At 49.6% G+C, this 25257-nt stretch carries 31 protein-coding genes and 1 pseudogene; 15 read left to right on the forward strand and 17 right to left on the reverse strand.

Annotated features, from left to right (window positions below):
• Nucleotides 1-19: 19 nt before the first annotated feature.
• The 4 genes from mnmE to hemE all read right to left on the reverse strand — a co-directional run bounded on the left by mnmE (nucleotide 20) and on the right by hemE (nucleotide 4245).
• Nucleotides 20-1336 carry a tRNA uridine-5-carboxymethylaminomethyl(34) synthesis GTPase MnmE gene (gene mnmE / locus ACJAZW_RS03505; RefSeq protein ID WP_415155485.1) on the reverse strand — a complete coding sequence of 439 codons (1317 nt, stop codon included), beginning with the start codon at nucleotides 1334-1336 and terminating at the stop codon, nucleotides 20-22.
• An 11-nt stretch (nucleotides 1337-1347) separates the two neighbouring features.
• Nucleotides 1348-2613, reverse strand: a complete 1266-nt coding sequence (rho, locus tag ACJAZW_RS03510) for a transcription termination factor Rho (RefSeq protein WP_415155486.1) — start codon at nucleotides 2611-2613, stop codon at nucleotides 1348-1350.
• Nucleotides 2614-2777: 164 nt separating this feature from the next.
• Nucleotides 2778-3203, reverse strand: coding sequence for a protoporphyrinogen oxidase HemJ (gene hemJ, locus ACJAZW_RS03515; RefSeq protein ID WP_415155487.1), 426 nt, complete (start codon nucleotides 3201-3203; stop codon nucleotides 2778-2780).
• Nucleotides 3204-3207: 4 nt separating this feature from the next.
• Nucleotides 3208-4245, reverse strand: coding sequence for a uroporphyrinogen decarboxylase (gene hemE / locus ACJAZW_RS03520; RefSeq protein ID WP_415155488.1), 1038 nt, complete (start codon nucleotides 4243-4245; stop codon nucleotides 3208-3210).
• A 456-nt stretch (nucleotides 4246-4701) separates the two neighbouring features.
• Between hemE and ACJAZW_RS03525 the strand changes: the two genes are divergently transcribed.
• From ACJAZW_RS03525 to dnaQ, 4 genes are read left to right on the forward strand one after another with little or no spacing between them, the layout of a single operon-like run.
• Entirely contained in the window at nucleotides 4702-5286 is a 585-nt protein-coding gene (locus tag ACJAZW_RS03525) for a Maf family protein (protein ID WP_415155489.1), read from the forward strand.
• Nucleotides 5287-6129 (forward strand): shikimate dehydrogenase, encoded by an 843-nt coding sequence (locus ACJAZW_RS03530; RefSeq protein ID WP_415155490.1) that lies wholly within the window; start codon nucleotides 5287-5289, stop codon nucleotides 6127-6129. It begins immediately after the preceding gene.
• Nucleotides 6122-6715 (forward strand): dephospho-CoA kinase, encoded by a 594-nt coding sequence (coaE, locus tag ACJAZW_RS03535; RefSeq protein ID WP_415155491.1) that lies wholly within the window; start codon nucleotides 6122-6124, stop codon nucleotides 6713-6715. The genes ACJAZW_RS03530 and coaE overlap by 8 nt, the downstream gene beginning before the upstream one ends.
• Nucleotides 6716-6762: 47 nt before the next feature.
• On the forward strand, nucleotides 6763-7464 hold the full coding sequence (dnaQ, locus tag ACJAZW_RS03540; RefSeq protein ID WP_415155533.1) for a DNA polymerase III subunit epsilon: 702 nt from the start codon (nucleotides 6763-6765) through the stop codon (nucleotides 7462-7464).
• A gap of 8 nt (nucleotides 7465-7472) precedes the next feature.
• Here dnaQ and secB read toward each other — a convergent pair whose 3' ends face one another.
• A complete protein-coding gene (gene secB, locus ACJAZW_RS03545) occupies nucleotides 7473-7970 on the reverse strand; it encodes a protein-export chaperone SecB (RefSeq protein ID WP_415155492.1) in 498 nt (165 codons plus the stop codon).
• Nucleotides 7971-8065: 95 nt separating this feature from the next.
• A complete protein-coding gene (locus tag ACJAZW_RS03550) occupies nucleotides 8066-8539 on the reverse strand; it encodes an FxsA family protein (protein ID WP_415155493.1) in 474 nt (157 codons plus the stop codon).
• A 152-nt stretch (nucleotides 8540-8691) separates the two neighbouring features.
• Between ACJAZW_RS03550 and ACJAZW_RS03555 the strand changes: the two genes are divergently transcribed.
• Genes ACJAZW_RS03555 through ACJAZW_RS03565 form a run of 3 tightly spaced genes read left to right on the forward strand, consistent with a single transcriptional unit; the run spans nucleotide 8692 to nucleotide 10425 of the window.
• Nucleotides 8692-9414 carry a Tim44/TimA family putative adaptor protein gene (locus ACJAZW_RS03555; protein ID WP_415155494.1) on the forward strand — a complete coding sequence of 241 codons (723 nt, stop codon included), beginning with the start codon at nucleotides 8692-8694 and terminating at the stop codon, nucleotides 9412-9414.
• Nucleotides 9415-9436: 22 nt separating this feature from the next.
• Nucleotides 9437-10048, forward strand: a complete 612-nt coding sequence (locus ACJAZW_RS03560; protein WP_415155495.1) for a Smr/MutS family protein — start codon at nucleotides 9437-9439, stop codon at nucleotides 10046-10048.
• Entirely contained in the window at nucleotides 10045-10425 is a 381-nt protein-coding gene (locus ACJAZW_RS03565; RefSeq protein WP_415155496.1) for a helix-turn-helix domain-containing protein, read from the forward strand. Before ACJAZW_RS03560 ends, ACJAZW_RS03565 begins: the two co-directional genes overlap by 4 nt.
• A gap of 42 nt (nucleotides 10426-10467) precedes the next feature.
• Here the strand turns inward: ACJAZW_RS03565 and hslU are convergent, their stop codons facing one another.
• From hslU to hslV, 3 genes are read right to left on the reverse strand one after another with little or no spacing between them, the layout of a single operon-like run.
• A complete protein-coding gene (gene hslU / locus ACJAZW_RS03570) occupies nucleotides 10468-11778 on the reverse strand; it encodes an ATP-dependent protease ATPase subunit HslU (protein ID WP_415155497.1) in 1311 nt (436 codons plus the stop codon).
• Nucleotides 11775-12296 (reverse strand): GNAT family N-acetyltransferase, encoded by a 522-nt coding sequence (locus tag ACJAZW_RS03575; protein ID WP_415155498.1) that lies wholly within the window; start codon nucleotides 12294-12296, stop codon nucleotides 11775-11777. The genes hslU and ACJAZW_RS03575 overlap by 4 nt, the downstream gene beginning before the upstream one ends.
• Complete coding sequence (hslV, locus tag ACJAZW_RS03580) at nucleotides 12293-12856, reverse strand: ATP-dependent protease subunit HslV (protein ID WP_415155499.1); 564 nt, start codon at nucleotides 12854-12856, stop codon at nucleotides 12293-12295. Before hslV ends, ACJAZW_RS03575 begins: the two co-directional genes overlap by 4 nt.
• Nucleotides 12857-13024: 168 nt before the next feature.
• Here hslV and hisB point away from each other — a divergent pair, with 168 nt between their 5' ends.
• Genes hisB through coaA form a run of 7 tightly spaced genes read left to right on the forward strand, consistent with a single transcriptional unit; the run spans nucleotide 13025 to nucleotide 17533 of the window.
• Nucleotides 13025-13612 carry an imidazoleglycerol-phosphate dehydratase HisB gene (hisB, locus tag ACJAZW_RS03585; RefSeq protein ID WP_415155500.1) on the forward strand — a complete coding sequence of 196 codons (588 nt, stop codon included), beginning with the start codon at nucleotides 13025-13027 and terminating at the stop codon, nucleotides 13610-13612.
• Between the two features lie 31 nt (nucleotides 13613-13643).
• Nucleotides 13644-14051, forward strand: coding sequence for a DUF2628 domain-containing protein (locus tag ACJAZW_RS03590; protein ID WP_415155501.1), 408 nt, complete (start codon nucleotides 13644-13646; stop codon nucleotides 14049-14051).
• Complete coding sequence (gene hisH, locus ACJAZW_RS03595) at nucleotides 14048-14704, forward strand: imidazole glycerol phosphate synthase subunit HisH (protein WP_415155502.1); 657 nt, start codon at nucleotides 14048-14050, stop codon at nucleotides 14702-14704. Before ACJAZW_RS03590 ends, hisH begins: the two co-directional genes overlap by 4 nt.
• A gap of 18 nt (nucleotides 14705-14722) precedes the next feature.
• Nucleotides 14723-15454 carry a 1-(5-phosphoribosyl)-5-[(5-phosphoribosylamino)methylideneamino]imidazole-4-carboxamide isomerase gene (gene hisA / locus ACJAZW_RS03600; protein WP_415155503.1) on the forward strand — a complete coding sequence of 244 codons (732 nt, stop codon included), beginning with the start codon at nucleotides 14723-14725 and terminating at the stop codon, nucleotides 15452-15454.
• Nucleotides 15451-16251, forward strand: coding sequence for an imidazole glycerol phosphate synthase subunit HisF (gene hisF / locus ACJAZW_RS03605; protein WP_415155504.1), 801 nt, complete (start codon nucleotides 15451-15453; stop codon nucleotides 16249-16251). Before hisA ends, hisF begins: the two co-directional genes overlap by 4 nt.
• 3 nt (nucleotides 16252-16254) lie before the next feature.
• Complete coding sequence (locus ACJAZW_RS03610) at nucleotides 16255-16572, forward strand: phosphoribosyl-ATP diphosphatase (protein ID WP_415155505.1); 318 nt, start codon at nucleotides 16255-16257, stop codon at nucleotides 16570-16572.
• 4 nt (nucleotides 16573-16576) lie between these two features.
• Nucleotides 16577-17533: a type I pantothenate kinase gene (gene coaA / locus ACJAZW_RS03615; protein WP_415155506.1), complete on the forward strand. Its 957-nt coding sequence runs from the start codon at nucleotides 16577-16579 to the stop codon at nucleotides 17531-17533.
• A 69-nt stretch (nucleotides 17534-17602) separates the two neighbouring features.
• Here the strand turns inward: coaA and ACJAZW_RS03620 are convergent, their stop codons facing one another.
• Nucleotides 17603-18607, reverse strand: coding sequence for an adenosine kinase (locus ACJAZW_RS03620; RefSeq protein ID WP_415155507.1), 1005 nt, complete (start codon nucleotides 18605-18607; stop codon nucleotides 17603-17605).
• A gap of 68 nt (nucleotides 18608-18675) precedes the next feature.
• Nucleotides 18676-19332, reverse strand: a complete 657-nt coding sequence (gene nth, locus ACJAZW_RS03625; RefSeq protein WP_415155508.1) for an endonuclease III — start codon at nucleotides 19330-19332, stop codon at nucleotides 18676-18678.
• A 158-nt stretch (nucleotides 19333-19490) separates the two neighbouring features.
• Here nth and ACJAZW_RS03630 point away from each other — a divergent pair, with 158 nt between their 5' ends.
• Nucleotides 19491-20363 carry a methylated-DNA--[protein]-cysteine S-methyltransferase gene (locus ACJAZW_RS03630; RefSeq protein ID WP_415155509.1) on the forward strand — a complete coding sequence of 291 codons (873 nt, stop codon included), beginning with the start codon at nucleotides 19491-19493 and terminating at the stop codon, nucleotides 20361-20363.
• Between the two features lie 136 nt (nucleotides 20364-20499).
• Here the strand turns inward: ACJAZW_RS03630 and ACJAZW_RS03635 are convergent, their stop codons facing one another.
• The 6 genes and pseudogenes from ACJAZW_RS03635 to dnaJ form a co-directional block, all read right to left on the reverse strand.
• Complete coding sequence (locus tag ACJAZW_RS03635; protein WP_415155510.1) at nucleotides 20500-21114, reverse strand: 2,3-bisphosphoglycerate-dependent phosphoglycerate mutase; 615 nt, start codon at nucleotides 21112-21114, stop codon at nucleotides 20500-20502.
• Between the two features lie 44 nt (nucleotides 21115-21158).
• Nucleotides 21159-21959 carry a 4-hydroxy-tetrahydrodipicolinate reductase gene (gene dapB / locus ACJAZW_RS03640; RefSeq protein ID WP_415155511.1) on the reverse strand — a complete coding sequence of 267 codons (801 nt, stop codon included), beginning with the start codon at nucleotides 21957-21959 and terminating at the stop codon, nucleotides 21159-21161.
• Nucleotides 21960-22027: 68 nt separating this feature from the next.
• Nucleotides 22028-22423: a GNAT family N-acetyltransferase gene (locus ACJAZW_RS03645; protein ID WP_415155534.1), complete on the reverse strand. Its 396-nt coding sequence runs from the start codon at nucleotides 22421-22423 to the stop codon at nucleotides 22028-22030.
• A 129-nt stretch (nucleotides 22424-22552) separates the two neighbouring features.
• Nucleotides 22553-23245: pseudogene (gene pyrF, locus ACJAZW_RS03650) on the reverse strand (orotidine-5'-phosphate decarboxylase); the annotation flags it as partial.
• 159 nt (nucleotides 23246-23404) lie between these two features.
• Nucleotides 23405-23959, reverse strand: a complete 555-nt coding sequence (locus ACJAZW_RS03655; RefSeq protein ID WP_415155512.1) for an NADPH-dependent FMN reductase — start codon at nucleotides 23957-23959, stop codon at nucleotides 23405-23407.
• A gap of 71 nt (nucleotides 23960-24030) precedes the next feature.
• On the reverse strand, nucleotides 24031-25185 hold the full coding sequence (dnaJ, locus tag ACJAZW_RS03660; protein ID WP_415155513.1) for a molecular chaperone DnaJ: 1155 nt from the start codon (nucleotides 25183-25185) through the stop codon (nucleotides 24031-24033).
• Nucleotides 25186-25257 lie beyond the last annotated feature (72 nt).

Below are 25257 nucleotides of genomic sequence, written 5' to 3' on the forward strand. Positions count from 1 at the left end.
CTCATGCGTTTCACGTGAATCATTTACCAATACAAAACCCTGAGAACAGCTCGTCTAAAACATCTTCGGTACCAACTTCGCCAACCAGCCGCGCCAAACAATAGGTCGCCACGCGGAGTTCCTCAGCAAGCAACTCCGGTGCATACACCAAATCGCACCCACGTACCAGCGCCTCAGAAGTTTCCGTCAGCGCAGCCTTGTCCCGCACATGTGAAATCAACATTGTTTCACGTGAATCATTTGCCTCAGTGATTGTTGAAATCAGTGCAGCTTTCAGCACTGTCAGATCGGGGTCTGTCTTTGCACTGATCTCGCAGTCCACGATGTTCTGCGCCAAGCTGGAGCCTCGCATGTCAGATTTGGTGCCAACAATCAGGTCATACTCAAATCCATCAGGCAGGGAACCGTCATCCGTCAATCCAACCACAATGTCCGCCTGGAGCGCAGATCGAACCGAGCGCTCGATGCCAAGACGTTCAACCTCATCCTCAGTATCATGCACCCCGGCCGTATCTGCCAGCCGGAACAAAATGCCGTGCAAATCAATTTCTACTTCAATCACGTCGCGTGTTGTTCCAGGAATATCGGTAACAATTGCCGCGTCTGACCGAGAAAGCGCATTCAGAACGGTGGACTTGCCGACATTTGGTTTCCCGACCAAAGCAACGCTAACGCCCTCGCGGATCATCCGTCCTTGATCAAATGTCTTCAATTGATCGCTGATTTGAGAAGCCAGTTCTAAAAGGTCTTGCGAATAGCTGGTCGGCAACTCAAACGGGACATCCTCTTCATCAGAAAAGTCTAAGCGGGCTTCAATCTCAGCACGCAAGCGAACTAATTGTTGCCGCCAGTCAGCCAGTTTTGCACTCAAACCGCCCTGCATTCGAGCAACTGCCAAAGCCCGTTGGCTTTCTGTGCGCGCATCAATCAGGTCAGCAATACCCTCGACACGAGTTAAATCTAGCTTGCCATTTTCAAACGCCCGGCGGGTAAACTCACCCGGCTCCGCAAGCCGAATACCGGGCAATTTGATCATTTGATCAAGTACGAACTGCACAACAGCCCGACTGCCGTGCAGCTGCAACTCCAAAACCTGCTCGCCTGTAAAACTATTGGGTCCAGGAAAGTACAAAACCAACCCCTCGTCAACGACGCTGGCATCAAGAGGCGATAAGATTTTTGAAAAATGCGCGAAGCGGGGGCGGGGTAGCTTTACCCCAAAAGCGGCACATATACCCAACACATCGGGGCCAGAGGCCCGGATCACACCAACACCTGACGGCAATTGTCCCGACGACAGCGCAACAATGGTGTCCATTTGCTGTCCTGCTGTCATCTGGGCGCCTGCTAGGTGTTCATTGAATCGAAGAAATCAGAATTTGATTTGGTTTGACGCAATTTATCAATCAAGAATTCAATCGCATCAATGGTACCCATTGGGGTCAAAATACGGCGCAAAACATACATTTTCTTGAGCATTTCAGGTGCAACCAAAAGCTCTTCTTTGCGTGTACCGGACTTGGTAATGTCAATCGCTGGGAAGACGCGCTTATCAGCCACTTTGCGATCAAGAATAATTTCAGAGTTACCTGTGCCCTTAAACTCTTCAAAAATCACTTCGTCCATCCGGCTACCCGTATCAATCAGCGCCGTCGAAATGATTGTCAGCGAACCGCCGTCCTCGATGTTGCGCGCAGCCCCAAAGAAACGCTTTGGTCGCTGTAGGGCGTTCGCATCCACACCACCGGTCAACACTTTGCCCGAGGATGGCACAACCGTATTATACGCCCGGCCAAGCCGCGTGATTGAATCAAGTAAAATCACCACGTCGCGCTTATGTTCGACCAAGCGTTTCGCCTTTTCAATAACCATTTCAGCTACTTGCACGTGCCGGCTAGCGGGCTCGTCAAATGTCGAAGATATAACTTCACCGCGCACAGAGCGCTGCATATCTGTCACTTCTTCAGGGCGCTCATCAATTAACAGAACAATCAAATAACATTCTGGATGGTTTATTGCGATTGATTGTGCAATATTTTGCAACAATACAGTCTTACCAGTCCTAGGAGGCGCAACAATCAACGCCCGTTGTCCTTTGCCTAAAGGCGCAACCAGGTCTATAATCCGCGCACTTTTATCCTTAACCTTTGGGTCCTGCACTTCCAAATTGAAGCGCTCATCAGGATAAAGCGGGGTCAAATTATCAAAATTGATTTTGTGCCGCGCACGTTCGGGTTCTTCAAAATTGACCGAATTGACTTTTAACAGCGCAAAATAGCGCTCACCATCTTTGGGAGACCGTATTTGGCCCTCAACAGTATCGCCTGTTCGCAAAGAAAATTTACGAATTTGAGAGGGACTCACATAAATATCGTCAGGACCAGGTAAATAATTGGCGTCTGGACTGCGCAAAAACCCAAACCCATCCGGCAAAATCTCAACAACGCCTTCGCCAGTTATATCAACTTCATTTTCGGCAAGCTCTTTTAAGATAGCAAACATCAATTCCTGTTTGCGCAAAGTGCTTGCATTTTCTACTTCAACTTGTTCGGCGAAAGCCAATAGTTCGGCTGGTTTTTTAGCCTTAAGCTCACTGAGCTTCATATTCTGCATAAAGGACGTATCCTGGCGCTGGCAGATAACAATAAGGGGATGGGGAGACGTAAACCGAGGTCTTTTTGTCGAAAGGACCAATATGTTTCGTTAGAGTTGGCGGTGTATATCGCAAATAACCAACAATGACAAGGAAAAATCGTCAATTCGCCTCAAAATCAGACCTAGAATGGCTTCACAATAACCATAATCACAATCACAATCATCAACACCGTCGGCACTTCATTTATTAAACGGAAAAACCGACTGGAATTGGCATTTAAACCGCGCTCAAACGCCCTCTGGTAGCTCCCAAGCCGAAAATGGACAATCGTAAGTCCAACAACGCCAAACCCCTTCACCCAAGCCCAAACATCATCCGCTGCAATTGCTTGAAACCCAAACGCCAACCACAATCCAAACACCCATGATCCAATCATCGCAGGCGTCATAATTGCCTTTAACAATCGACGTTCCATAATAATAAATGTATCCGATTGTTTTGAGCCATGTTCAGCATCGCAGTGATAAACAAAAAGCCGCGGCAAATACAAAAGGCCTGCCATCCAAGCAATCACTGAAATCACGTGTAACGCTTTCACCCATTCCATCAGCTCAGTGCCCTTTAACGTGGTTTACAAGCGCTTCTACGTTCGCAATAGGCGTCTGCGGCACAATTCCATGACCCAAATTGAAAATATGCGGACGCCCCTCAAAAGCGGTCAGAATGTCATCAACACGATCGAACATTTGTTTACCACCGGTCACTAAACGTAGCGGATCAAGATTTCCCTGTACCGTAGCCAATGGCGAAATATTGTCTCGAGCATAAGCCAGCGGCATCGCATAATCCAAACCAACCGCATTTACTTTAGTGGCCTTAATGTAACCGGGAATCATTGTCGCAGCGCCGCGTGGAAAACCAATTATTGGCGCATCCGGCCGCTCAGCGCGTACTCTATTCACAAGTTTTACAGTTGGCTTGATCACAAAGTTCTCAAAATTGACTTCGTCTAAATTCAAAGCCCAGCTTTCAAATATCTGAACAACATCGGCGCCTGCATCAAATTGTGCCAGTAAATATTGCGCACTCGCTTCAACCAAAATATCCATCAATTGCGCAAACAATTCAGGATGCGCTAATGCAAACAATCTGGCTTTTGCCTGATCAGGGGAGCCACGACCCCCGAGCATATAAGTTGCCACCGTCCAAGGTGCGCCACAAAACCCGATCAATGTCTTGTCATCATTAATGCCGGCTCGAACCCCACGCACAGTTTCTAAAACTGGTGCCAAATGCTGCAAAACTTTAGAAATGTCTAATTTGGCAAGATCCTGAGCAGTTTCAATTTCTGTTAAAATTGGTCCCTCACCCACTTCAAACCTGACATCTTGTCCAAGCGCATCTGGAATAACTAAAATGTCCGAAAAAATGATTGCTGCATCAAGGTCAAAACGCCGAAGGGGCTGTAATGTGACCTCAATTGCCTTTTCGGGTGTATAACATAAATCCAGAAATCCTTTTGTTGATGCACGGACTTCACGATATTCCGGCAAATAGCGTCCCGCTTGGCGCATAATCCACATCGGTGGCACGTCATCAACAATTCCTCTGACACAATCTAGCAACTTACGACCCGTTTTTTTTACCACGATCTTTTCCGGTTCCTATTTAAATAAGATTCTATTTTTAGATTCTTCTTCTTCTTTATAGCTGTGTTTTGCAGGAATTCTTTTACATCCACAAGTCTTGTCCACATGTGGCAAATCCGCCTCAGCTGTGGGTTGAATTTTTGATGCTCATGTTGAATTAGTGAACAAAAGCTTAAACGGCATAGTTACCGGAACGTTAACATCACATGAGGATGTGGATATTAACTGGATAAATTGTGCAAAACCCGGGATAAAAAAGCATGAGACCAAATTATGCACATATCCCAGCATTCAGCCTAACCATTTTCCACCGCGCATTACCTGTGGATGAGATTCACAACAACGGGTACAAATCTCAAGAAGGCCAATTTCATACGCGCTTATCGCCCTAAGGCCCATAATGGGGGATAAGTATGTGGATATGTCAAAAACTCAACAAGGTAACTGATTGATATTATGATTGTTTTAGCATCCAGAAGTACAACCAGAATATCCCTGATGCAGAACGCCGGGTTGAAGTTTGACGTTGAAGTCGCACGAATCGATGAACGAAAAATCGAAGAAGAAAATTCACAAATCGGATACACGCAATTCGAACTGACCGCAAAATTAGCAGAGGCCAAAGCGCTTAGCGTATCTGAAAATCATCCACAAGCCTTTGTGGTTGGTGCGGACCAAACGCTGCATATTAACGATTCATATTTACACAAACCGGCAGATATTGGCACTCTCAAAGCACAATTGGACCTTTTACGCGGCAAGACGCATATGCTTTGCTCAGCGGTTTGTGTTGCGCACAACAATAAAATTGTCTGGCAGCATCAAGGTCTAGCGCAAATGACGATGCACGATTTTACTGATCAAGAACGTGATCTGGTGATGGAACTGGAGGGCAATCAGCTGTTGCAAAGTGTTGGCGGCTACCGCTTAGAAGGACCATCTATTCGACTGTTTGAACAAATTCAAGGCGACTATTTTACGGTCTTGGGATTGCCGTTGTTGCCGCTATTGTCTGCGTTACGTGAGTTGAAAGCGATTTAAATGGAAAGAGCATTTGTCATCGGTCACCCCATCAGCCACTCCAAATCACCCCTTTTGCATCGCCACTGGCTGCAAGAATATAATCTTGGGGGCACATACGAAGCTGTAGACGTGGAACCTGCTGATTTAGTCGCCTTCACAAACGCGATCAAATCTGGCGCATTTATCGGTGGCAATGTCACCATCCCCCACAAAGAAGCGGTCATGGCGCTGTGTGAGAAGCTCTCGGCCACAGCAACGCAAATCGGGGCGGTGAACACCTTGTGGATGCAGAACGGACAATTGCATGGCGATAACACAGACAAATATGGCTTTTTGGCCAATCTGGACCAACAATGTCCCAAATGGGATGCGCAAAATTCCGTCGCAATCGTTTTAGGGGCAGGTGGTGCAGCGCGGGCAATTTTGGTTGGATTGATCGAACGCGGCTATCAAACAATTTATGTGCTCAACAGAACAGCAGAACGTGCACAAAGGCTCTGTGCAGAACTAAATACCGTATTCCAGACAAAAATATTTTCTCCAACAACGCTACAGGATTTCAACAAATTAGCCCCAAACGCCGACCTGATCGTCAATGCCAGTTCAATTGGTATGAACAATACAAAATGTGAACATGTTGATCCAACTCGCGCGCCAAAACACGCCATTATTACCGATATCGTCTACACCCCACTTGAAACGCCCTTGCTAGCGGACGCTCGACGCGCAGGATTGCGTACGATCGATGGGGTGGGCATGCTGTTGCACCAAGCAGTTCCTGGGTTTGAGCGTTGGTTTGGCCTGCGTCCTCGCGTAACCCAACAGTTACGCGACAAGATTTTGGATGGCCGCCATGATTAAGCTTGGCCTTACAGGTTCAATGGCAACAGGAAAGTCAACCGTTGCTGGCATGTTCGCCAAGCGCGGCATTCCAATTTATAACGCTGATAAGGTGGTACACGAGCTCTATCAAAAAGAGGCTGTGGCACCTGTTGGGGCTAAATTTCCCAAGGCAGTTATTGACGGAAAAATTGATCGCGCCGTACTTGCAAGCCAAGTCTTGGACAACAAAGAAAATTTAGCCCAACTGGAAGCCCTTGTGCACCCAATGGTTCATCAAAAGATGGCCGAGTTTATTGAAGTTCACAAACAAGCCGAGCAAAGCCTGGTTGTCTTGGAAATTCCACTGCTCTTTGAAACGGGCAAAGACTACCCGCTTGACAAAATTGCAGTGACTTTTTGTGATGATCAAATTCAAAAGCAACGTGCGCTGACCCGTGATGGCATGACACCAAAGAAATTTGCCGCCATCAAGGCCCGCCAAATGTCACAACACGATAAAAAACAACGTGCCGATTTTCTAATTGATACCGGACTTCTGCCTGAAACGACCCAACAAATCGTGGATGAGATTATCCAAACTTGCCGTCAGCTGGCAATTGGCTAAACTCTGATCCATTACCAAATAAATCAAAAAGCGAAATAATAATGGCAATCCGGGAAATCGTACTCGATACCGAAACCACCGGCCTTAGCGCCGCAAAGGGCGATCGATTGGTGGAAATTGGCTGTGTTGAGCTGGTTAATCACATCCCGACGGGCAAGACTTTTCACAAATACTGCAACCCTGAACGTGATATGCCCGAAGGCGCGTTTAAAGTGCACGGCCTATCCGAAGAGTTTTTGGCCGATAAGCCGCTCTTTAAAACGGTCGCCCAAGAATTCCTTGATTTCATCAAAGATTCGGTACTGATTATACATAACGCCCCGTTTGACATGGGTTTTTTACAGGCCGAACTTGAATGGAGCAAATTTGGCCGCATTGAAAATGACGTGATCGATACGGTGTTGCTGGCCCGCACCAAACATCCCGGTGCGCGGGTCAATTTGGACGCCCTTTGTCGGCATTATGGCATTGACCTGTCACGCCGGGCGCTACACGGGGCGTTGCTGGACAGTGAAATTTTGGCCGAGGTCTATCTTGAATTGATTGGCGGCCGCCAGGTGGCGTTCAGTCTCGCCCAAGAAACCACAGATCAAACCGAACTTGAAGTGTCGATGCGCCCGGTAAAAGCCCGCACCAAACCTTTGATACAACGCATGAATGAAAAACAGCGACAAAATCACAAGGACTTTGTCGCTGATAAGACAGCTGCACCCATTTGGCAAAAATATTGGCCAAAACCAGGTCGTTAGACTTAACCCTAGTTAACTGTGCTGCCTTCACCTTCTTTAATCTTGGCCGCAGCCACTTCCAAATTCTGGCGATAAATCGCGCTAAAATCCACTGGCTCCATCAACAAAGGTGGGAAGCCGCCATTTTGAGTAACGTTGGAAAGGATTTGCCGCGCAAAGGGGAAGATCAAGCGGGGGCATTCGATCATCACAAGCGGATGCATCTGATTTTCTGGGAAGTCTTTGATGCTAAACAGGCCGCCGTAGACCAATTCAACATTGAACAATACTGACCCATCACGCTCCGCTTTCGCATTGATGGTCAATTCGACCGCAAAAATATCATTCTCTTGCTTTTGTGCGCCCACATTGATGCTAATGGCGATCTGCGGGGCGACACCAGGCGCAAGCGAGGCGGGGGCATTTGGGTTTTCAAAGCTAAGGTCTTTGATATATTGACCCACAATATGCAGCGACGGTTGGGTTGCTTCTTTGGTATCAGCTGTATTTGGTGTTTTTTCGGCCATCTAATTGCCCATCTTTCCAATATAAAAACTTGGCATTTGGCTATCATCTTTATGTGCAGGCGGCAAGAACCCAACATGCCGCATACGTCAATTTGCTAGCTTTTTCCGCGCCAATCATCATCTTCAAGGTCAATAACCCCATCGTCATCGCGAATGGATGAATTTGGCTGTTTGGTGTCTTGAGATGTGTAATTGGTGAATGAACTGGCTTGGACAACATCAACCCGCAAGCGCAATTGTTCAAAGATGAAATAGCGGACCTGGGGCACAAATAGCGCAAATCCCACCGCGTCCGTGAAAAAACCTGGGGTGAGCAACAGTGCACCAGCAATTGCCAGCATGATCCCATCAACAATCGATTGCCCGGGGAACTGACCCACACGCAGTTTGCCCTGCACATCAGCCCAGACGGCAAATCCTTGTAGCCGCAACAAATATGACCCCAGAATGGCGGTAAACACCACCCCGCCCATGGTCCACCAAAAGCCGATTAACCCACCCATTGCCACAAAAATGGCAATTTCAACAATAGGCACCACCAAAAAAAGTGCGAACAAATAGCGTCCCAAAACAACTTCCTTTCTTGCTTAAAGCCGGACAAAGTGAACCAAATCGCGTAAATACCACGTTCAGCGCTGGTCATGAGCCGGTTTAGTTATATATATAGGGGCGATTGATAAAGAATACGAGTACCGCGCGACGGTATAAAATTGAGGCAGATATGGGCGAATTTTTTGACATTCCAACACTATTCTTTTTGATTGTTGCGGTGGTGGTTTTGCTCCGCCTTCGAAATGTGTTGGGCACACGTGATGGGCTTGAACGCCCACCTCAGCATCCCGATGAAGCGAAAAGCGAAAATGAATCAGACGCGGACAATGTTGTAAGCTTGCCCAAGCGTAAGCGTACTGCTGCGCCAGTAAATCTTGATGCAGATAAACATCGCCTTAAACTAGACGCTGAAATTGAGCGTTATGCAAAAGGCAATAGTGCCCTTGAAGCGGGCCTAAACGATATCATTTCAGCTGATCCGGATTTTGCGCCAAAATCGTTCATGGATGGCGCAATATCTGCGTACGAAATGGTTGTGGTCGCCTTTGCACGAGGGGATCGAAAAACACTGAAAATGGTTCTCGATAAGTCGGTCTATGATGGTTTTGAAGCGGCCATAAGCGAAAGAGAATCACGCGGCGAAAAAATCGATTTTACCTTTGTCGGCTTTTCTGACGTGAAAATGCGGGACGCTGAAATGGATGGCAAGAATGCCAATGTCACCGTAGAATATGCGGCGCAAGTGGTTTCAGCCACCAAAAATGCCGATGGTGAGTTGATCGAAGGCGATGAAGAAGCGATTGTAAATATCGCGGACGAATGGACTTTTTCTCGCAACACCAAAACACGCGATCCGAACTGGAAACTGATCAGCACCAACCAACTGGATTAATCACAACGGACTGCCAACACACATGTCACGCGCCAAAAAGCCGCCAAAAGATATTGCCGATTGGCACCTTTGGACAGAAGTGACAAAATCTGTCAGTCCGTTGAAGCCGCCCGAACAAAATATCTTGCGGATAAAGCCTAGTGAGCTGCCGTTGGCGTTGGCGAAAAAGCCGCGTGTAAAAGTACGCCCATCCTCTAAAAGCTGGGCGCCGCTGGCCACGCATATGCACAATACAGATCGGAATTTGCCGCACTTTAACTCAGTTGCGGTGCCGCACAAAATTGACAAACCCCTAGATCCAAAATTGCGGCGCAAAATCGCCCGTGGTCGCGTATCCATTGATGCCACGCTCGACTTGCACGGCATGCGTCAGCATGAGGCACGCTCGGCCTTGATCCATTTTATTTCAGCTGCGTTTTACCGGGATGATCGCAATATATTGGTGATCACTGGTAAGGGCATTAAGCGCACCGGATATGCCGAGTTTGAGCACAAAGGCGTGTTGCGACATCTAGTCCCCCAATGGCTGAAAGAGCCCGCTTTGCTGCATATGGTGGCCGGCATTGATGCTGCGGCGCAAAATCATGGTGGGGCTGGGGCGCTCTATGTTCGGCTGAAAAGAGCAGGTAAATGACCCCACTCGGTGCAAAAATCCGTCAAATCCGCAAGGATCGGGATATTTCGCTCAAGCAAATGGCTGCCGATTTGAATGTGTCTAGTGCGTATCTTTCGGCTCTGGAGCACGGCCATCGAGGTACACCCACATGGTTTATGCTGCAGCGCATCATCACCTATTTTAACGTCATTTGGGATGAGGCTGAGGAATTACAGCGTCTCGCCGAAATTTCAGATCCCAAAATTACCATAGATACGGCAGGGCTGGTGCCCAAAGCCACTGAGCTGACCAACAAGCTTGCGCAAAACATTGAAAGCCTGGTTGAGGAAGATTTAATCCACTTGGTGCACGAAGTGGAACAGCGCGGCGCACGGGCACGGGCAAAAAAGAACTAGCGCACAAAAGCAGGGCGCACCCGAAAGCGCGCCCTATTTCATTTAAAGAATAAACCGGCTCAAGTCTGTATCACCGGCCAATTCACCAACCTGCTTGCGCACATAATCGCCATCAATCCTGATGGTTTCACCATTCTTGTCAGGCGCATCAAATGAGATGTCCTCAACGAGCTTTTCCATTACCGTTTGCAAACGACGCGCACCAATATTTTCTATCGTTGAATTGACGGCCACGGCCAGTTCAGCGATCACGTCAATGGCGTCGTCTGTGAAATCAAGCGTAACCCCTTCTGTGCCCATCAAGGCCACATATTGCTTGATCAAGCTGGCATCAGTGTCATTCAGGATGCGCACAAAATCTTCATGCACCAGAGCCCGCAATTCAACGCGGATCGGCAAACGGCCCTGCAATTCTGGCAAAAGGTCGGACGGTTTGGCCACATGGAATGCGCCTGAGGCAATAAACAGAACATGATCGGTTTTCACCACACCGTGTTTGGTGGAAACGCTAGTACCCTCAATCAACGGCAATAAATCACGCTGCACACCTTCACGAGACACATCGCCGCCAGAACGTCCGTCACGCACGCAGATTTTGTCAATCTCATCCAAGAAAACGATGCCGTGATTTTCGACGAGATCAATCGCATCTGCGGTGATCTTGTCCTGATCCAAAAGCTTGTCAGCCTCTTCGTTGATCAAAAGTGCATAGCTTTCTTTGACCTTGATCGTGCGCTTCACGCTTTTCTGTTTAAAGGCTTTACCGAGCATATCGGACAGATCGATCATGCCAACATTCGCGCCCGGCATGCCTGGCATTTCGAACATGCCATTGCCTTGTGGTGCAGACATTTCAACTTCGATTTCTTTATCGTCTAACTCATTGGCCCTAAGCTTCGCGCGAAAGCTTTCCCGGGTTGAAGGTGTTGCAGAATGTCCCACAAGTGCGTCAAGCACCCGCTCTTCGGCTTGCAAATGTGCCTTGGCCTGCACTTCTTTGCGGCGTTTGTCGCGCAACAGCGAGATACCAGCCTCGACCAAATCACGCACGATCTGTTCAACGTCACGGCCAACATATCCCACCTCGGTAAATTTGGTGGCCTCCACTTTCACAAAGGGCGCTTGTGCAAGTTTGGCCAAGCGGCGGGATATCTCGGTTTTACCGACGCCAGTTGGGCCGATCATCAAGATATTCTTTGGGCTGACTTCTTGGCGCAGCTCGCTATCAAGTTGTTGCCGACGCCAGCGGCTGCGCAACGCCACCGCGACGGCGCGCTTAGCGTCACTTTGACCCACAATGTAGCGGTCCAATTCAGAAACGATTTCACGGGGAGAAAAACTTACTTCACTCATTCTTTTTTACCTTTCGGTGCCTCATCCAATAAGCGCACCATCAGTTCTTCATCGATATATTTTTCATTTACAAAAAGGCTGCGTGGTTCGACCCCATACGTCTTAAAGCCTGCCTTCTCATAAGATTTCTTTGCCGCAATACTGGTTGCCCCAACCCCAAGATGAAGTTGAATAATGCCCTTGCTACGCGCATGATCTGCCAATTGCTCTATGATCTCTTGTGCAGCCCCTTGGCCACGTAATTGCGGAGCGCAATACATCGAGATCACATAAGCGCGATGCGCCATTTTGAGCCCGCGTTCGCGGAAATAAGCGCCGATTGCCAAAAGCTGATCATCAACAAATGCACCATAGGCCACCATATCTGTCAGCCATTCTTCAAAATGCGAAACCGGCTTGGAGACCAGCTCGTCATATGAAGACCCAAAGGCTTCTGGATGGGTTTTAAACGCTTCAAGCCGAACATCACGAAACGATGCGGCATCTTTTGCGTCTAGCCTGCGGATTGCATAGATCATTCGTCCAAATCTATCGTTTCAACCGTTAGACTTTCATTGGTGTAGACACATATCTCAGCGGCAATTTTCATCGCACGTCGTGCTATTTCTTCAGCTTCATAGTCGGTGTCCATTAACGCACTTGCCGCAGCTAGTGCATAATTTCCACCAGAACCAATGCCCATTACACCACCATCAGGCGACAAAACATCGCCGGTTCCGGTCAGGACAAGGCTGTCTTTCTTGTCTGCAACGATCATCATGGCCTCTAAACGCCGTAAATAGCGGTCCGTGCGCCAGTCTTTGGCCAATTCAACGCATGCGCGCATCAATTGATCCGGATATTGCTCAAGTTTTGCTTCTAACCGCTCAAATAAAGTGAAGGCATCCGCGGTCGCGCCCGCAAACCCGGTAATCACTTTGCCGCCGGCCAAACGCCGCACTTTTTTGGCCGTGTGTTTAATCACTGTCGGACCCAATGAGACTTGGCCATCTCCGGCCACAACCACCTTATTACCCTTGCGGACAGTCAAAATAGTTGTGCCGCGCCATCCCGCTGAGCCTTGCTGATTTTCTTGCATAGTTGAATTTTCTCCTGCAATTGGACTACCTATTTAGGCGTTCTGACGTCAATTACAATCACTTCAGACTTTTAGCGACTTTTCGCTTTCCTCAAGAGGTGCTAATAAGGCGCATAAATTAAGGACGAGCGGCGATATCTGCTCGCAAGTAAAAAGGTTGCAGCAACGATGCGCCAAGCAAAACTGACCCGCAAGACCAATGAAACAGATATTTTTGTGTCTGTTGATCTGGATGGTACTGGCAAATCTAACATCAATACAGGTGTTGGATTTCTCGATCATATGCTGGATCAGGTCGCGCGTCATGGCATGATTGATATTGAAATCACCGCGAACGGCGATTTGCATATTGATGCGCACCATACAACCGAAGATGTGGGCATTGCGCTTGGCCAGGCCATCAAACAAGCTTTGGGCGACAAAAAAGGCATCCGGCGCTATGCATCGTGCGATTTACCAATGGATGAAGCGCTGTCTCGTGCCGCGATTGACATTTCGGGTCGTCCATTCCTTGTGTGGCGGGTTGAGTTTAAACGCGACAAGGTGGGGGATTTTGACACCGAACTGTTCCAAGAATGGTTCCAAGCTTTTGCCATGAATGCAGGTATCACTTTGCATGTTGAAAACGTCTATGGTGACAATGCCCACCATATCGCGGAAAGCTGCTTTAAAGCCTTGGCCCGCGCTTTGCGTGACGCCATTGAAATCGACCCGCGCAATGCGGACAGAATTCCTTCCACCAAAGGCGTGCTTTAAGCCGCCTTTGGCCCAAATTTTGAGGCAACTCATGAGCCTTTTTGCCATTTATGCAAAAGCTGCGGCACCAGATCAGCCGCAAACACTGGCCAATCAAGATGTTGAGGTCATCAAGGATCGGTTTTCCATCCTTGCATGTTTGTTCACGCCAATTTGGTGCGTTTGGCATCGCCTTTGGCTTGAACTGGCGGCCTATTTGGGCGTTGCCTTTGTGCTTGGTTTCATTGCGTTTTTTGTTGGTGAAAGTGCCGCTGGATGGATCGGGTTTTTGGCGGCGATTTTAATCGGCCTGGAGGCATCTGCAATTCGTGGCTATGCCCTCACGCGAAAAGGCTATCTGTTTGAGGGGCAAGTAGTGTCCCCGTCTGCGCGCGACGCTGAATGGCGCTATACGGCGGGTCAATTGTCGAACGAACACTCAGCCGGAGCGCTCCAATGAGCGAAAAAATTGTCATCGTTGATTATGGCGCTGGTAATCTTAAGTCTGCTCAAAATGCAACGCAGCGCGCTGCGTGTGAGTTAGATGGCGAATTTGACGTTTTGGTTTCAAGCGATCCCATTGACGTAAAAAACGCAGACCGGGTGATCTTGCCTGGTGTCGGCGCGTTTGCAGACTGCATGAACGGCTTAGCCGCGGTTGAAGGCATGGTGGATGCGCTGCACCAACGGGTGATTTTGGATGCTGTGCCCTTCCTTGGTATCTGTGTCGGGATGCAATTACTGGCTAGCGAAGGTCGAGAAAAGGTCTACACAAATGGTCTGGACTGGATTCCGGGTGTGGTCAAACATATTGAGCCAGATGACAAAAGCCTAAAAGTGCCGCATATGGGCTGGAACACGCTCACGCAAACCAATCCGCATTTAATGCTGGACAATCTCGACATCGGACCAGGTGGTTTGAACGCCTATTTTGTGCATTCTTATCATTTTGAAGTGGCGGACCCAGCCCAATTGTTGGCAACCACTGAATATGGACAGAAGCTAACGGCGATTGTTGGGCGCGATAATCTGATCGCGACGCAATTTCACCCTGAAAAAAGCCAGGCCCTAGGTCTGAAATTCATTTCAAATTTCCTCAATTGGTCGCTTTGACGAAAGGCCAGACTTAGTATGATTTTGTTTCCAGCGATCGACCTAAAAGACGGCAAATGCGTGCGCCTGCAAAAAGGTGATATGGACGCGGTGACCGTGTTCAACGATAGTCCAGCCGATCAAGCCAAGCAGTTTGAAGACCAAGGTTTTGAATATCTTCACGTGGTGGACCTCAACGGTGCTTTTGCTGGCGAAAGCGTCAATGGCGATGCCGTTGAAGCGATCATCAAAGCGGTGAACATGCCTGTGCAATTGGGCGGTGGTATCCGCACCATCAAACATATTCAAGCCTGGCTCGACCGTGGGTTGGCCCGCGTGATCCTTGGCACCATCGCGGTACGCGACCCTGAATTGGTCAAACAGGCTTGCAAAATGTTTCCCGGCCAAATTGCAGTGGGCATTGACGCGCGGGGCGGAAAAGTTGCGGTGGAAGGCTGGGCACAAACCTCAGAACTTGATGTGATTGAGCTGGCGGAAAAATTTGAAGGGGTTGGCGTGGCGGCGATTATCTTCACTGACATTGATCGCGACGGCATCCTTACTGGCATAAATTGGCATGCCACTCTGGAATTGGCGCAAGCCGTTTCAATTCCAGTTGTGGCTTCTGGTGGCTTGGCGTCGATGGATGACATCAACACAATGTGCAAACCTGAGATGGCCGTGCTTGAGGGCGCGATTTCAGGCCGCGCGCTCTATGATGGGCGGATTGATGTCGAAAAAGCGCTCAAGCAGATCAAGGAGACGTCATGACCCTAAAAACCCGCGTCATTCCTTGCCTTGACGTTAAAGACGGTCGTGTCGTTAAAGGCGTCAACTTTGTTGATTTGGTCGATGCGGGTGATCCGGTTGAATCAGCGATTGCTTATGATGCAGCCGGGGCTGACGAACTTTGTTTTCTGGACATCACCGCCAGCCACGAGGGTCGCGACACGATTTATGATGTGGTGGCGCGCACGGCAGAACATTGTTTTATGCCCCTTACGGTGGGTGGTGGCATTCGCACAGTTGAAGACATCCGCAAGCTTTTGCTTTCCGGTGCTGACAAAGTGTCGATTAATTCCGCTGCGGTGAAGGACCCAGATTTCATCAACCGTGCCGCCGATAAATTTGGCAATCAATGCATTGTGGTGTCTGTAGATGCGAAGCGCCGGGCAGAGGAAGCGCTGGTTGCAGGGCAGTCGAAATGGGAGATCTACACCCACGGTGGCCGCAATGCCACGGGGATAGATGCGATTGAATTTGCACGCGACATGGTCAAGCGCGGGGCAGGGGAACTGCTGGTGACCTCTATGGACCGCGATGGCACGAAAATCGGCTTTGATCTGGAACTAACCCGGGCGATTTCGGATGCGGTGGAAGTACCTGTGATCGCTTCGGGCGGCGTTGGCACTTTGGACCATTTGGTTGACGGGGTAAAAGAGGGGCGCGCGAGTGCTGTACTTGCTGCATCGATTTTTCACTTTGGCACTTTTTCAATTGAGCAGGCAAAAACTCATATGGCACAAAGTGGTATTGCGGTGCGCCAAGACAATGTGGCTAAAGGATAGTCTATGACATTCTCTTTGAGCGACTTAGAACAGATCATCGCCAAAAAAGCAGCCGCTTCGCCGGACAATTCTTACACGGCCAAATTGCTGCAAAATGGCGGCAAAGAAGCGGCGAAAAAACTCGGTGAAGAAGCAGTAGAAGCGGTGATCGCTGCGATCAATAATGACCGTGAAGAGCTGACCAAAGAGGCAGCGGACGTAATTTACCACCTGTTGGTGGTTTTAAAAGCCAATAATGTTTCGTTGTCCGATGTTATGGCGGAGCTAGAGCAACGTACCGTGCAATCCGGTTTGGCCGAAAAAGCCTCCAGAAAGGGCTAGAGTTTTGGATCAAGTTTCAAGCGCAACCTACCCTTCGCCCTATTATCAGTTTTCCAAAACTGAATGGTCGGCGTTGCGTGCTGATGAGCCAATGACTTTAACGGCAGAGGATTTGACCCGGCTGCAATCCCTAAACGACCCCATTTCATTGGCAGAAGCTGAAAAAGTCTATTTGCCGATTACCCGTCTCCTGTCATTTTATGTTGAAGCCGTGCAAGGCCTGCACCTAGCGGCCGGTAAATTCTTGCACCACAATGGCGATAAAGCGCCTTATATTATTGGTGTTGCGGGTTCTGTTTCTGTTGGTAAATCCACCACAGCGCGGATTTTGCGCGCGCTTCTACAACGTTGGCCATCGTCGCCAAAAGTTGATCTGGTCACCACCGATGGATTTTTGTTGCCCAACGCCGAATTGGAAAAGCGCGGCCTGATGGAACGCAAAGGTTTCCCCGAAAGCTATGATCGCGGCGCTTTTTTGAAGTTCTTGGCCCAAATTAAAGCCGGTGAACCAAATGTCAAAGTTCCCACCTATTCCCACCTTGTCTATGACGTGGTGGAGGGCGAGGAAATTATCGTTGATCGGCCAAATATCTTGATCGTTGAAGGGCTTAATATTTTGCAGCCGGGTGATTTGCCCAAAGATGGTAAGCCGATCCTATTCGCTTCAGATTATCTGGATTTCGCCGTCTATATTGATGCTGAGGAGCCACACCTGCGCAAATGGTATGTGGAGCGGTTCTTGCGTTTGCGAGAAACGGCGTTTCGTGACCCCACAAGCTTTTTTCATCAATTCTCAAAACTCGACATTGTAGCGGCCAAAACGTTGGCCATTTCGATCTGGGAACAAATCAACCTGCCCAATCTGCGCGATAATATTTTGCCCACCCGTGGTCGCGCCGACCTGATCCTGACAAAGGGATTGGATCACACAATCGATAAGGTCGCGCTGAGAAAGCTCTAATTTAACTAGGGTCTGAACTCAATTCAGTCCAGACCCTAGGCTTTTTCCCGGCCTTGAGCCGGGATCAGTTTAGAGCGTCAGACCATTCTTTATTGCCAGCCCTTCAAGACTGACATTTGGCCGTGCACCCACATGCGAAATTACCTCAGACGCGCACAAACATCCAAGTGACAGGCTTTGTTCCATCGCGTGGCCGCGGGCCAAGCCATAAAGAAAGCCCGAAGCAAATAAATCGCCAGCTCCGGTTACGTCTTCAACTTGATCCACTTTGAACGCGGGTACCTCGCTCACAACACCATCCTTGATAGCCATCGCGCCCTTCGCACCGAGCGTAATTGCTACGGTTGAACAGTCCTTTTGCACCGCAGCGATCGCGTCATTTAGATCACTGACCTGATAAAGCGATTTTATTTCATCATCATTTGCCAACAAGACATCCACGGTTTTATTGCGGATAAGGCCGATAAATTCGTCGCGGAAACGACCAACGCAGAACGGATCAGAAAGCGTAAGCCCGGTTTTGCGCCCATGTTTGTGCGCCAATTCTCCAGCTTTCACGAAAGCGCGTTTCGCCTCCGGGGGATCCCACAAATAGCCTTCCATAAACGTAAGAGCAGATGCAGAGATCAAATCTTCGTCCATGTCAGCGACGGTGAGTTCCTGACATGCGCCCAGATAAGTGTTCATGGTGCGCTCACCGTCAGGGGTGATCACAATCATCGAACGGGCGGTCGAGGTGCCATGAATGAGGGTTGGCGTATTGTAAAAGACGCTGGATTTGGTGAGGTCTTTGCGGTAAATCGCGCCCAAATCGTCTTCAGCGACCTTGCCAATAAACGCGCCATTACCACCAAGCGAGGACACACCGACCGCTGTGTTGCAACATGATCCGCCTGAAATATGCTGCGGATTGCCGGGCAATCGAGAATAAAGATATTCAGAACGCTCCGCGTCAACCAAATGCATGATCGATTTGTCCATGCCCTCTGCCACCAAGAACGCATCGTCGACCTTTGCAAATACATCAACAATTGCATTGCCGATGGTCAACACATCAAATTTGGCATTTGCCATAATATCGGATCTCCAAACAAGCCCGGTTTGCTTTTAGGGTGCTGGTTGCTCACGTCAACCCGCACCCCTTATGCTTTTAGGACTTTGTCCTTAAATTTGCATTGATCGATGATGACGCAGTGATAGCACTCTGGTTTTCGCGCCTTGCAAATATATCGACCGTGCAAAATCAGCCAATGATGCGCGTGCTGCAAAAACTGTTTTGGAATGATCCGCTCGAGCAATAATTCAACAGCCAACGGTGTTTTGCCCGGCGCAAGACCTGTGCGATTTGAAATCCGAAACAGATGGGTGTCCACCGCAATGGTCGGCTGTCCAAAAGCTATGTTAAGCACCACGTTTGCGGTTTTGCGTCCGACACCGGGCAATGCTTCCAGCTCTTCGCGGGTTTGCGGCACTTCAGAATTGTGCCTGTCGATCAGGATTTTGCTCAACGCATATACGTTTTTGGCCTTGTTGCGATAAAGCCCAATGGTTTTGACGTATTCGCGGATTTTGTCTTCGCCAAGCGCATACATCTTTTCAGGCGTTGGCGCAATTTCAAACAGGCTTTTGGTGGCTTTGTTCACCCCAATATCTGTCGCTTGTGCACTCAAAACCACAGCCACCAGCAGGGTAAACTCATTGACATAATCCAGTTCCCCTTCGGGATCGGGGTTGCTCGCCTCAAAATTGGCGAACAATTGGTGAATAGCTGGTTTTGTCAGGCGAGATCGTTTGGTCATGGGGTCGCATATCTTGGTGAGGACGTGCGGATTAGGGCACGAGAATGGGGGAATGAAAAGAGCAAATGCTGCATTTTTGCGCGGTACGCACACCCCATTGCAGAGGAAGTCAAAATCGGGTCGCCTCACATGCGTAATGGAAGTAAGTTTGATCTATTATGAACGACATGACCCCCCTATTCGCGCAGGCCAAAGATTATTCCGTAATCACAAAGGTGATCGAGGAACTTTCTGCGCGGCCGGCAGATGAGCATGATTTTGAAGCCTTAGCAGGCGATCTTAACATGACTTCGCGTCAACTCACCGCTCTGTTTAAGCGCTGGGCAGGTTTAACCCCGAAAGCCTTTTCGCAATGTGTAACCCTCAATCGCGCGCGCCAGATGCTCAAAGAAAATGTGCCGCTTTTGGACACAAGCTATGAACTTGGTCTGTCTTCTGCCGCCCGGCTCTACGACCTGTTTGTCACCCATGATGCAATGCCACCGGGTGCTTATAAAGCCAAGGGCGAGGGGCTTGAGATTCGCTACGGTTTTCATCCATCTCCGTTCGGGCAGGTGCTGATTATGCTCACGGATTATGGCATGGCAGGCCAAGCCTTCTGTGATGAAGGTGAGGAACAAGCTGCGCTGGAAGATATGACGCGCCGTTGGCCAAACGCGACATATCTCAATGCAGAACCCAGTGAAATTCGCCAATGGGCAGAAAAAATTTTTGATCCCAAGAAATGGAATCAAGATCAACCTATAAAAATCGTGATGATTGGCACAGACTTTGAAGTGCGGGTTTGGCAGACCTTACTGCGTATTAAACCGGGGCAGGCCACCTTTTATGGCGATATTGCCGCAAGCATTGGCAACCCAAAGGCCGCCCGCGCTGTTGGGGCAGCTGTGGGGCGCAATCCAATTTCATTCGTTGTGCCTTGTCACAGGGTGATCGGTAAAAACGCTAAACTAACCGGCTATCATTGGGGCTTAACCCGCAAGCAAGCCATTTTGGGCTGGGAAGCGGGATTGGTTGGGGGGGCTGAATAGGTTTCGCGCGGGGGGCGGGGTGAAAAAGTAGACCCCAGATCAAGCCCAGGGCGGCCGAAAGTGAAAAGCAATCACTCTACAGATGCAATCCCGGCCCTGAGCCGGGATCGATTTTGCGGTGTTATGATGTCGGCTATTAGATATTTTCTACGTTGGTGACGTTACCGTCCGCATCAAAATCATAAATGATCGGTTTGCCCGTTGCGATTTCACGTTGGAGAATTTCCTCGGGGCTCAGATTTTCCAGCTGCATCACCAAAGCGCGCAACGAGTTGCCGTGTGCGGCAACCAAAATCGTGCCGCCGTCCGCAACACGTGGGGCAATCTCGGCTTCAAAATACGGCAAAACACGTTCGGCCGTATCTTTCAGGCTCTCACCACCCGGAGGCGGCACATCAAACGAACGACGCCAAATGTGAACTTGTTCTTCGCCCCATTTTTTGCGCGCATCGTCTTTGTTCAGTCCAGCCAGATCGCCATAGTCACGCTCGTTCAGCGCCTGATTGCGAATGATCGTCATATTGACGATATCCATGTTTTCAAGCATCAAATCAAGGGTGCGTTGTGCGCGGGCGAGGGCAGACGTGTAGCAAACTTCAATCTCATAACCGCGTGATTTCAGCAATTTTCCAGCTTCAATCGCTTCCTCAACGCCCTTTTCGGTCAGGCCAGGGTTTTTCCAGCCGGTGAAAAGGTTCTTAAGGTTCCATTCGCTTTGTCCATGGCGAACAAGAATGAGTCTACGGTCCATTAAATTATATCCCTTGGATGTTGGTAATAGAGGCCAATCTGATCTTAAAGACCAAGCACATCAGCCATTGAATAAAGTCCGGGTGCTTTGTCTTGCGCCCAAAGAGACGCATAAACAGCACCATTCGCAAAAATTGAACGGTCTTGCGCCATATGGCTCAACTCGATCCGTTCGTTGCTGCCCGCAAAGATCACCGAGTGATCGCCAATCACCGTGCCACCACGCAAAGCAGCAAAACCGATAGTGCCCGGAGTGCGTGCGCCCGTAATGCCATCACGCGACCGTACGGCATTCGCAGCCAAATTGATTTGTCGGCCCTCAGCGGCGGCTTCTCCAAGCATTAAAGCGGTGCCAGACGGGGCGTCCACCTTCATACGGTGATGCATGTCCAAGATTTCAATGTCAAAATCAACAGGTAGCGCGGCGGCTGCCTTTTTAACAAGGCCCATCAATAGGTTAACACCCAACGACATGTTGCCCGCTTTGACCAGCCTGCCTTTGCCGGTAAGGGCAGCCAGTTCGGCGTCTTCCTCCGCTGTCCAGCCCGTGGTGCCAATCACATGTACTAAGCCCAATTCATGCGCTTTTTTGGCATAGTCAATGCTGACTTGGGGGGCGGTGAAGTCGATAATCGCGTCGCTGCCTTCAAGCGCTGCATCAACATCTGAGGTGATGAGCACCCCAGATGGCTCAAGCCCTGCAAGCGCGCGCGCGTCTTTTCCTATCGCGTCAATGCCTTCGCGTTCAAGCGCGCTGAAAAGTCCTGCCCCGTCAATCTGCGCGATAGCGCGGATATTGGCTTGGCCCATTCGGCCGCTTGCCCCCAAAACTGTGATTTTTTGCATAATTTTGCCAATCCTGTTGCCAGATTGATTTAGCAGAAAATTTAGACCGCTGCCAATGCCAGCAATGATTAAAACCGTTTGCCGAATACAACTCTGCTGCCAGCCTGGGACAAGGCAATTTCAGTGTCAGACGACATTATGGCAAGTAATTCCGGCCCAATCAGGTTTTTATCGAGATAATTTAGTCCCAAACGCCGATAATATGGTCCGTTCCACGGCACATCTTTGTAGGTGATGCCGCAAACACCTCTGAACCCGTTTTCTTTAGCAAATTTGATGAAATGTGACATGAGCTTTTCGCCCAGACCCTTACCATGATGGTGGCGCAGCACCGACATTTCAGCGCAATACAGCATATCATCGACGGGTTTCGCGCGCAAAAACCCAACGGGTTCTCCGCGCAACTCGACAAGCCAAATGATTTGATTTTGGGCGATGGCGTTGACATAAGATATAGCCGACATTGGTGCAAAATTAATTTGCGCGAATGCGCCGCCCAATGTTTTGAAAACCTGTGCCGCATTGCCTTCAATCGCGCTCAGGTCTGCAGCATCAGCACTATCCGCGGCGCGAAAATTCGTGATGTTCACGTTGGCGTTGAAGATCTCTTCATTTACCGCACCAGCGGCCGCATAAGGGTCATCTGCGCGATAAATCGGTCGCCCGACCACCAAGTGGTCAGCTCCAATTTCAATTGCCTGTGTGGGTGTTAGAATGCGTTTTTGATCGTCGCTGGCGCTGCCTGCTGGGCGAATGCCGGGGGTCACCGCCATCAATTTGCCGCCGCTGGCCTGTTTGACCAGTTCAATTTCGTGGGCCGAGCAAATCACCCCGTCTATGCCTTCGCCTGCCGCCTGCTTTGCGCGGCGTTCAACCAAATCTCGGACCCCAAAAGCGTATCCACTTGCCTTTAGGTCCTCATCGTCCAGCGAGGTCATCACCGTGACGCCCATCAGCTTTGTGGGCGAGCCTTCTGCCGCGCGTTTTGCCGCCGCCATGCAATGGGGTTCCGCGTGAATGGTCACAATATCTGCGCCCAATTCAACCAGCCCCGCGACGCCTTTTTCAACAGTATTGGGGATATCGAGCAGTTTGACGTCGCAAAAGATTTTTTTGCCAGCGGCCTTTAAGGACTTTGCAAGCCCTAGCCCATCATCGCCGTAAATCAGCTGATAGCCTATTTTATAGAACACCCCATTATCATCAATTTTTTCAACCAACACCTCTGCTTCTTTGCGGGTAGAAACATCAAGCGCGGTGATTAATTGAGGCGTAGCTTTGGTCATGTGATGGGGTGCTCCGGCAACATTGAGCGCGTTTAGAAAAAGCGGAAACCGGTTTTTCGGGTCGAACGCGCGGCCAAACAAAATTCAGAGTGAAACTGCTTCGTCGAACTCTGAGGGTGTCGGAGCCCTTAACTGGCATAATTTTCAGTGAACAACAAGTTATTGTTGACCCCGTCGCCGAACGGTCAAAAGCTCATTCACCATCGCGTCGGCCCGGGCCGCGACGCGCGTGTCCGATAATTCTCCATTTTCATTAAACGCAGTTGTTGCCATGCCGACACCAAGCGCAGTTGGTGCAATCAGAGCACCAACTTTTGAGAGTATGTCGCGCAGATGCGAAAGCGCCATGATCCCGGCCAATGATCCGCTAGACACAGACCCAATGCCGAACGTGGCGTTTGCAAATGCCCCTAGTTTTTGGTGATGAACCCAGTCAATTGTGTTTTTAAGCAGCGGTGTCAAAGAGCCGTTATATTCAGGCGAAGCGATAAAAACCGCGTCGGCGCTTGCGAACAAGTCTGCCAATTCCAGAGCGCTGTCCGGCTGATCTTCTTCAGGCAAATCTTCGTTGAAAAGTGGCATTTGAAAGTTCGCCAAATCAAGATATGCCGCATTTGCCCCCTTGGCCCGAAGATGCTTCACGACCATGTGGGCCAATTGTGCGTTGTAGGAATGTTTGCGTATTGATCCGGAAATCGCGAGAATTTTTGTCATTTACTGCCCCTATCCATCTATCAACGGATCAGATCAGTAAATAGATGACAACCCGCAAAATTGAACCACACCTAGTCCTTGCGCGCATGCTCGCTCAAACCCTCGAACAAACCTTTGATCTTTTTGAAAAAACCAGCAGATGTTGGATTGGTCTCTTTTGTGGTGATGTCTGCAAATTCTTCCAGCAATTCGCGCTGGCGTTTATTGAGATTTTGCGGTGTTTCCACATCCATCTGAATATACAAGTCACCCAATTGTTGCGAACGCAATACCGGCATGCCTTTACCTTTAAGGCGCACGCGTTGCCCAGCTTGGGTGCCTTGGGGCACCTTCACCTTGGCGCGACCACCGCCTAATGCGGGCACTTCAAACTCGCCGCCAAGCGCTGCTGTGGTCATAGAGATCGGCACGCGACAGAAAAGGTCCGCACCATCGCGCTGGAATAGGTCATGCGGTTTAATCGAAACGAAAATATATAGATCACCTGATGGACCGCCGCGCATACCCGCTTCGCCTTCGCCAGAAAGGCGAATGCGGGTGCCATCTTCAATGCCTTGGGGCACATCTACGGACAGGGAACGGGATTCTTGTCGGCGACCTTGCCCCGAGCAATCGGTGCAGGGTTGGTCCATGGTTTCACCGCGGCCGTGACAGTGTGGGCATGTGCGTTCAATGGTAAAAAACCCTTGCGCTGCCCGCACTTTGCCGTGGCCCTGACAGGTCCCGCAGGTTGAAAAGCCTGTGCCCGGTTTTGCGCCATGACCATCGCACGTGTCGCAACTCACCATTGAAGGCACGTCGATATCAACGGTTTGCCCTTCAAAGGCCTCTTCTAGCGAAACTTCAAGATTGTAACGAAGATCGGATCCGCGCATCGCAGAACTGCGTTCGCGTCGTCCGCCACCGCGGCCACCCACAAAGTCGCCGAAAATATCTTCAAAAATGTCTGACATGGAAGACGAGAAATCGGCGCCAAAACCAGGCTGACCGCCCCCGCCATTTTGGAAAGCGGCGTGCCCGAAACGGTCGTAAGCGGCACGTTTTTGTGCGTCTTTTAGCGTATCATATGCCTCGGAAACTTCTTTAAAGGAGGCTTCGGCGGCATCATCGCCCGGATTTTTGTCCGGGTGGTATTTCATTGCAAGTTTGCGATAGGCAGATTTTAGGGATCTTTCGTCAACTTCACGGCTGACACCCAAAACATCGTAGAAATCTTTTTTTGACATGGCGCTGGTGCTCCAAGATCGTTGGCGGGACCCGCTTGCAATTGTTGCAAGCTGCCCCGCCAATCAAGATCA

It is taken from the genome of Maritalea sp., from assembly GCF_047634455.1.
Taxonomy (GTDB): domain Bacteria; phylum Pseudomonadota; class Alphaproteobacteria; order Rhizobiales; family Devosiaceae; genus Maritalea.

Coding starts and splice junctions, on each gene's coding strand:
- mnmE (WP_415155485.1), bottom strand. CDS start 1,336: ATGACAGCAGGACAGCAAATGGACACCATTGTTGCGCTGTCGTCGGGA.
- rho (WP_415155486.1), bottom strand. CDS start 2,613: ATGCAGAATATGAAGCTCAGTGAGCTTAAGGCTAAAAAACCAGCCGAA.
- hemJ (WP_415155487.1), bottom strand. CDS start 3,203: ATGGAATGGGTGAAAGCGTTACACGTGATTTCAGTGATTGCTTGGATG.
- ACJAZW_RS03525 (WP_415155489.1), top strand. CDS start 4,702: ATGATTGTTTTAGCATCCAGAAGTACAACCAGAATATCCCTGATGCAG.
- ACJAZW_RS03530 (WP_415155490.1), top strand. CDS start 5,287: ATGGAAAGAGCATTTGTCATCGGTCACCCCATCAGCCACTCCAAATCA.
- coaE (WP_415155491.1), top strand. CDS start 6,122: ATGATTAAGCTTGGCCTTACAGGTTCAATGGCAACAGGAAAGTCAACC.
- secB (WP_415155492.1), bottom strand. CDS start 7,970: ATGGCCGAAAAAACACCAAATACAGCTGATACCAAAGAAGCAACCCAA.
- ACJAZW_RS03555 (WP_415155494.1), top strand. CDS start 8,692: ATGGGCGAATTTTTTGACATTCCAACACTATTCTTTTTGATTGTTGCG.
- ACJAZW_RS03560 (WP_415155495.1), top strand. CDS start 9,437: ATGTCACGCGCCAAAAAGCCGCCAAAAGATATTGCCGATTGGCACCTT.
- ACJAZW_RS03565 (WP_415155496.1), top strand. CDS start 10,045: ATGACCCCACTCGGTGCAAAAATCCGTCAAATCCGCAAGGATCGGGAT.
- hslU (WP_415155497.1), bottom strand. CDS start 11,778: ATGAGTGAAGTAAGTTTTTCTCCCCGTGAAATCGTTTCTGAATTGGAC.
- ACJAZW_RS03575 (WP_415155498.1), bottom strand. CDS start 12,296: ATGATCTATGCAATCCGCAGGCTAGACGCAAAAGATGCCGCATCGTTT.
- hslV (WP_415155499.1), bottom strand. CDS start 12,856: ATGCAAGAAAATCAGCAAGGCTCAGCGGGATGGCGCGGCACAACTATT.
- hisB (WP_415155500.1), top strand. CDS start 13,025: ATGCGCCAAGCAAAACTGACCCGCAAGACCAATGAAACAGATATTTTT.
- ACJAZW_RS03590 (WP_415155501.1), top strand. CDS start 13,644: ATGAGCCTTTTTGCCATTTATGCAAAAGCTGCGGCACCAGATCAGCCG.
- hisH (WP_415155502.1), top strand. CDS start 14,048: ATGAGCGAAAAAATTGTCATCGTTGATTATGGCGCTGGTAATCTTAAG.
- hisA (WP_415155503.1), top strand. CDS start 14,723: ATGATTTTGTTTCCAGCGATCGACCTAAAAGACGGCAAATGCGTGCGC.
- hisF (WP_415155504.1), top strand. CDS start 15,451: ATGACCCTAAAAACCCGCGTCATTCCTTGCCTTGACGTTAAAGACGGT.
- ACJAZW_RS03610 (WP_415155505.1), top strand. CDS start 16,255: ATGACATTCTCTTTGAGCGACTTAGAACAGATCATCGCCAAAAAAGCA.
- ACJAZW_RS03620 (WP_415155507.1), bottom strand. CDS start 18,607: ATGGCAAATGCCAAATTTGATGTGTTGACCATCGGCAATGCAATTGTT.
- nth (WP_415155508.1), bottom strand. CDS start 19,332: ATGACCAAACGATCTCGCCTGACAAAACCAGCTATTCACCAATTGTTC.
- ACJAZW_RS03630 (WP_415155509.1), top strand. CDS start 19,491: ATGAACGACATGACCCCCCTATTCGCGCAGGCCAAAGATTATTCCGTA.
- ACJAZW_RS03635 (WP_415155510.1), bottom strand. CDS start 21,114: ATGGACCGTAGACTCATTCTTGTTCGCCATGGACAAAGCGAATGGAAC.
- dapB (WP_415155511.1), bottom strand. CDS start 21,959: ATGCAAAAAATCACAGTTTTGGGGGCAAGCGGCCGAATGGGCCAAGCC.
- ACJAZW_RS03645 (WP_415155534.1), bottom strand. CDS start 22,423: ATGTCGGCTATATCTTATGTCAACGCCATCGCCCAAAATCAAATCATT.
- ACJAZW_RS03655 (WP_415155512.1), bottom strand. CDS start 23,959: ATGACAAAAATTCTCGCGATTTCCGGATCAATACGCAAACATTCCTAC.
- dnaJ (WP_415155513.1), bottom strand. CDS start 25,185: ATGTCAAAAAAAGATTTCTACGATGTTTTGGGTGTCAGCCGTGAAGTT.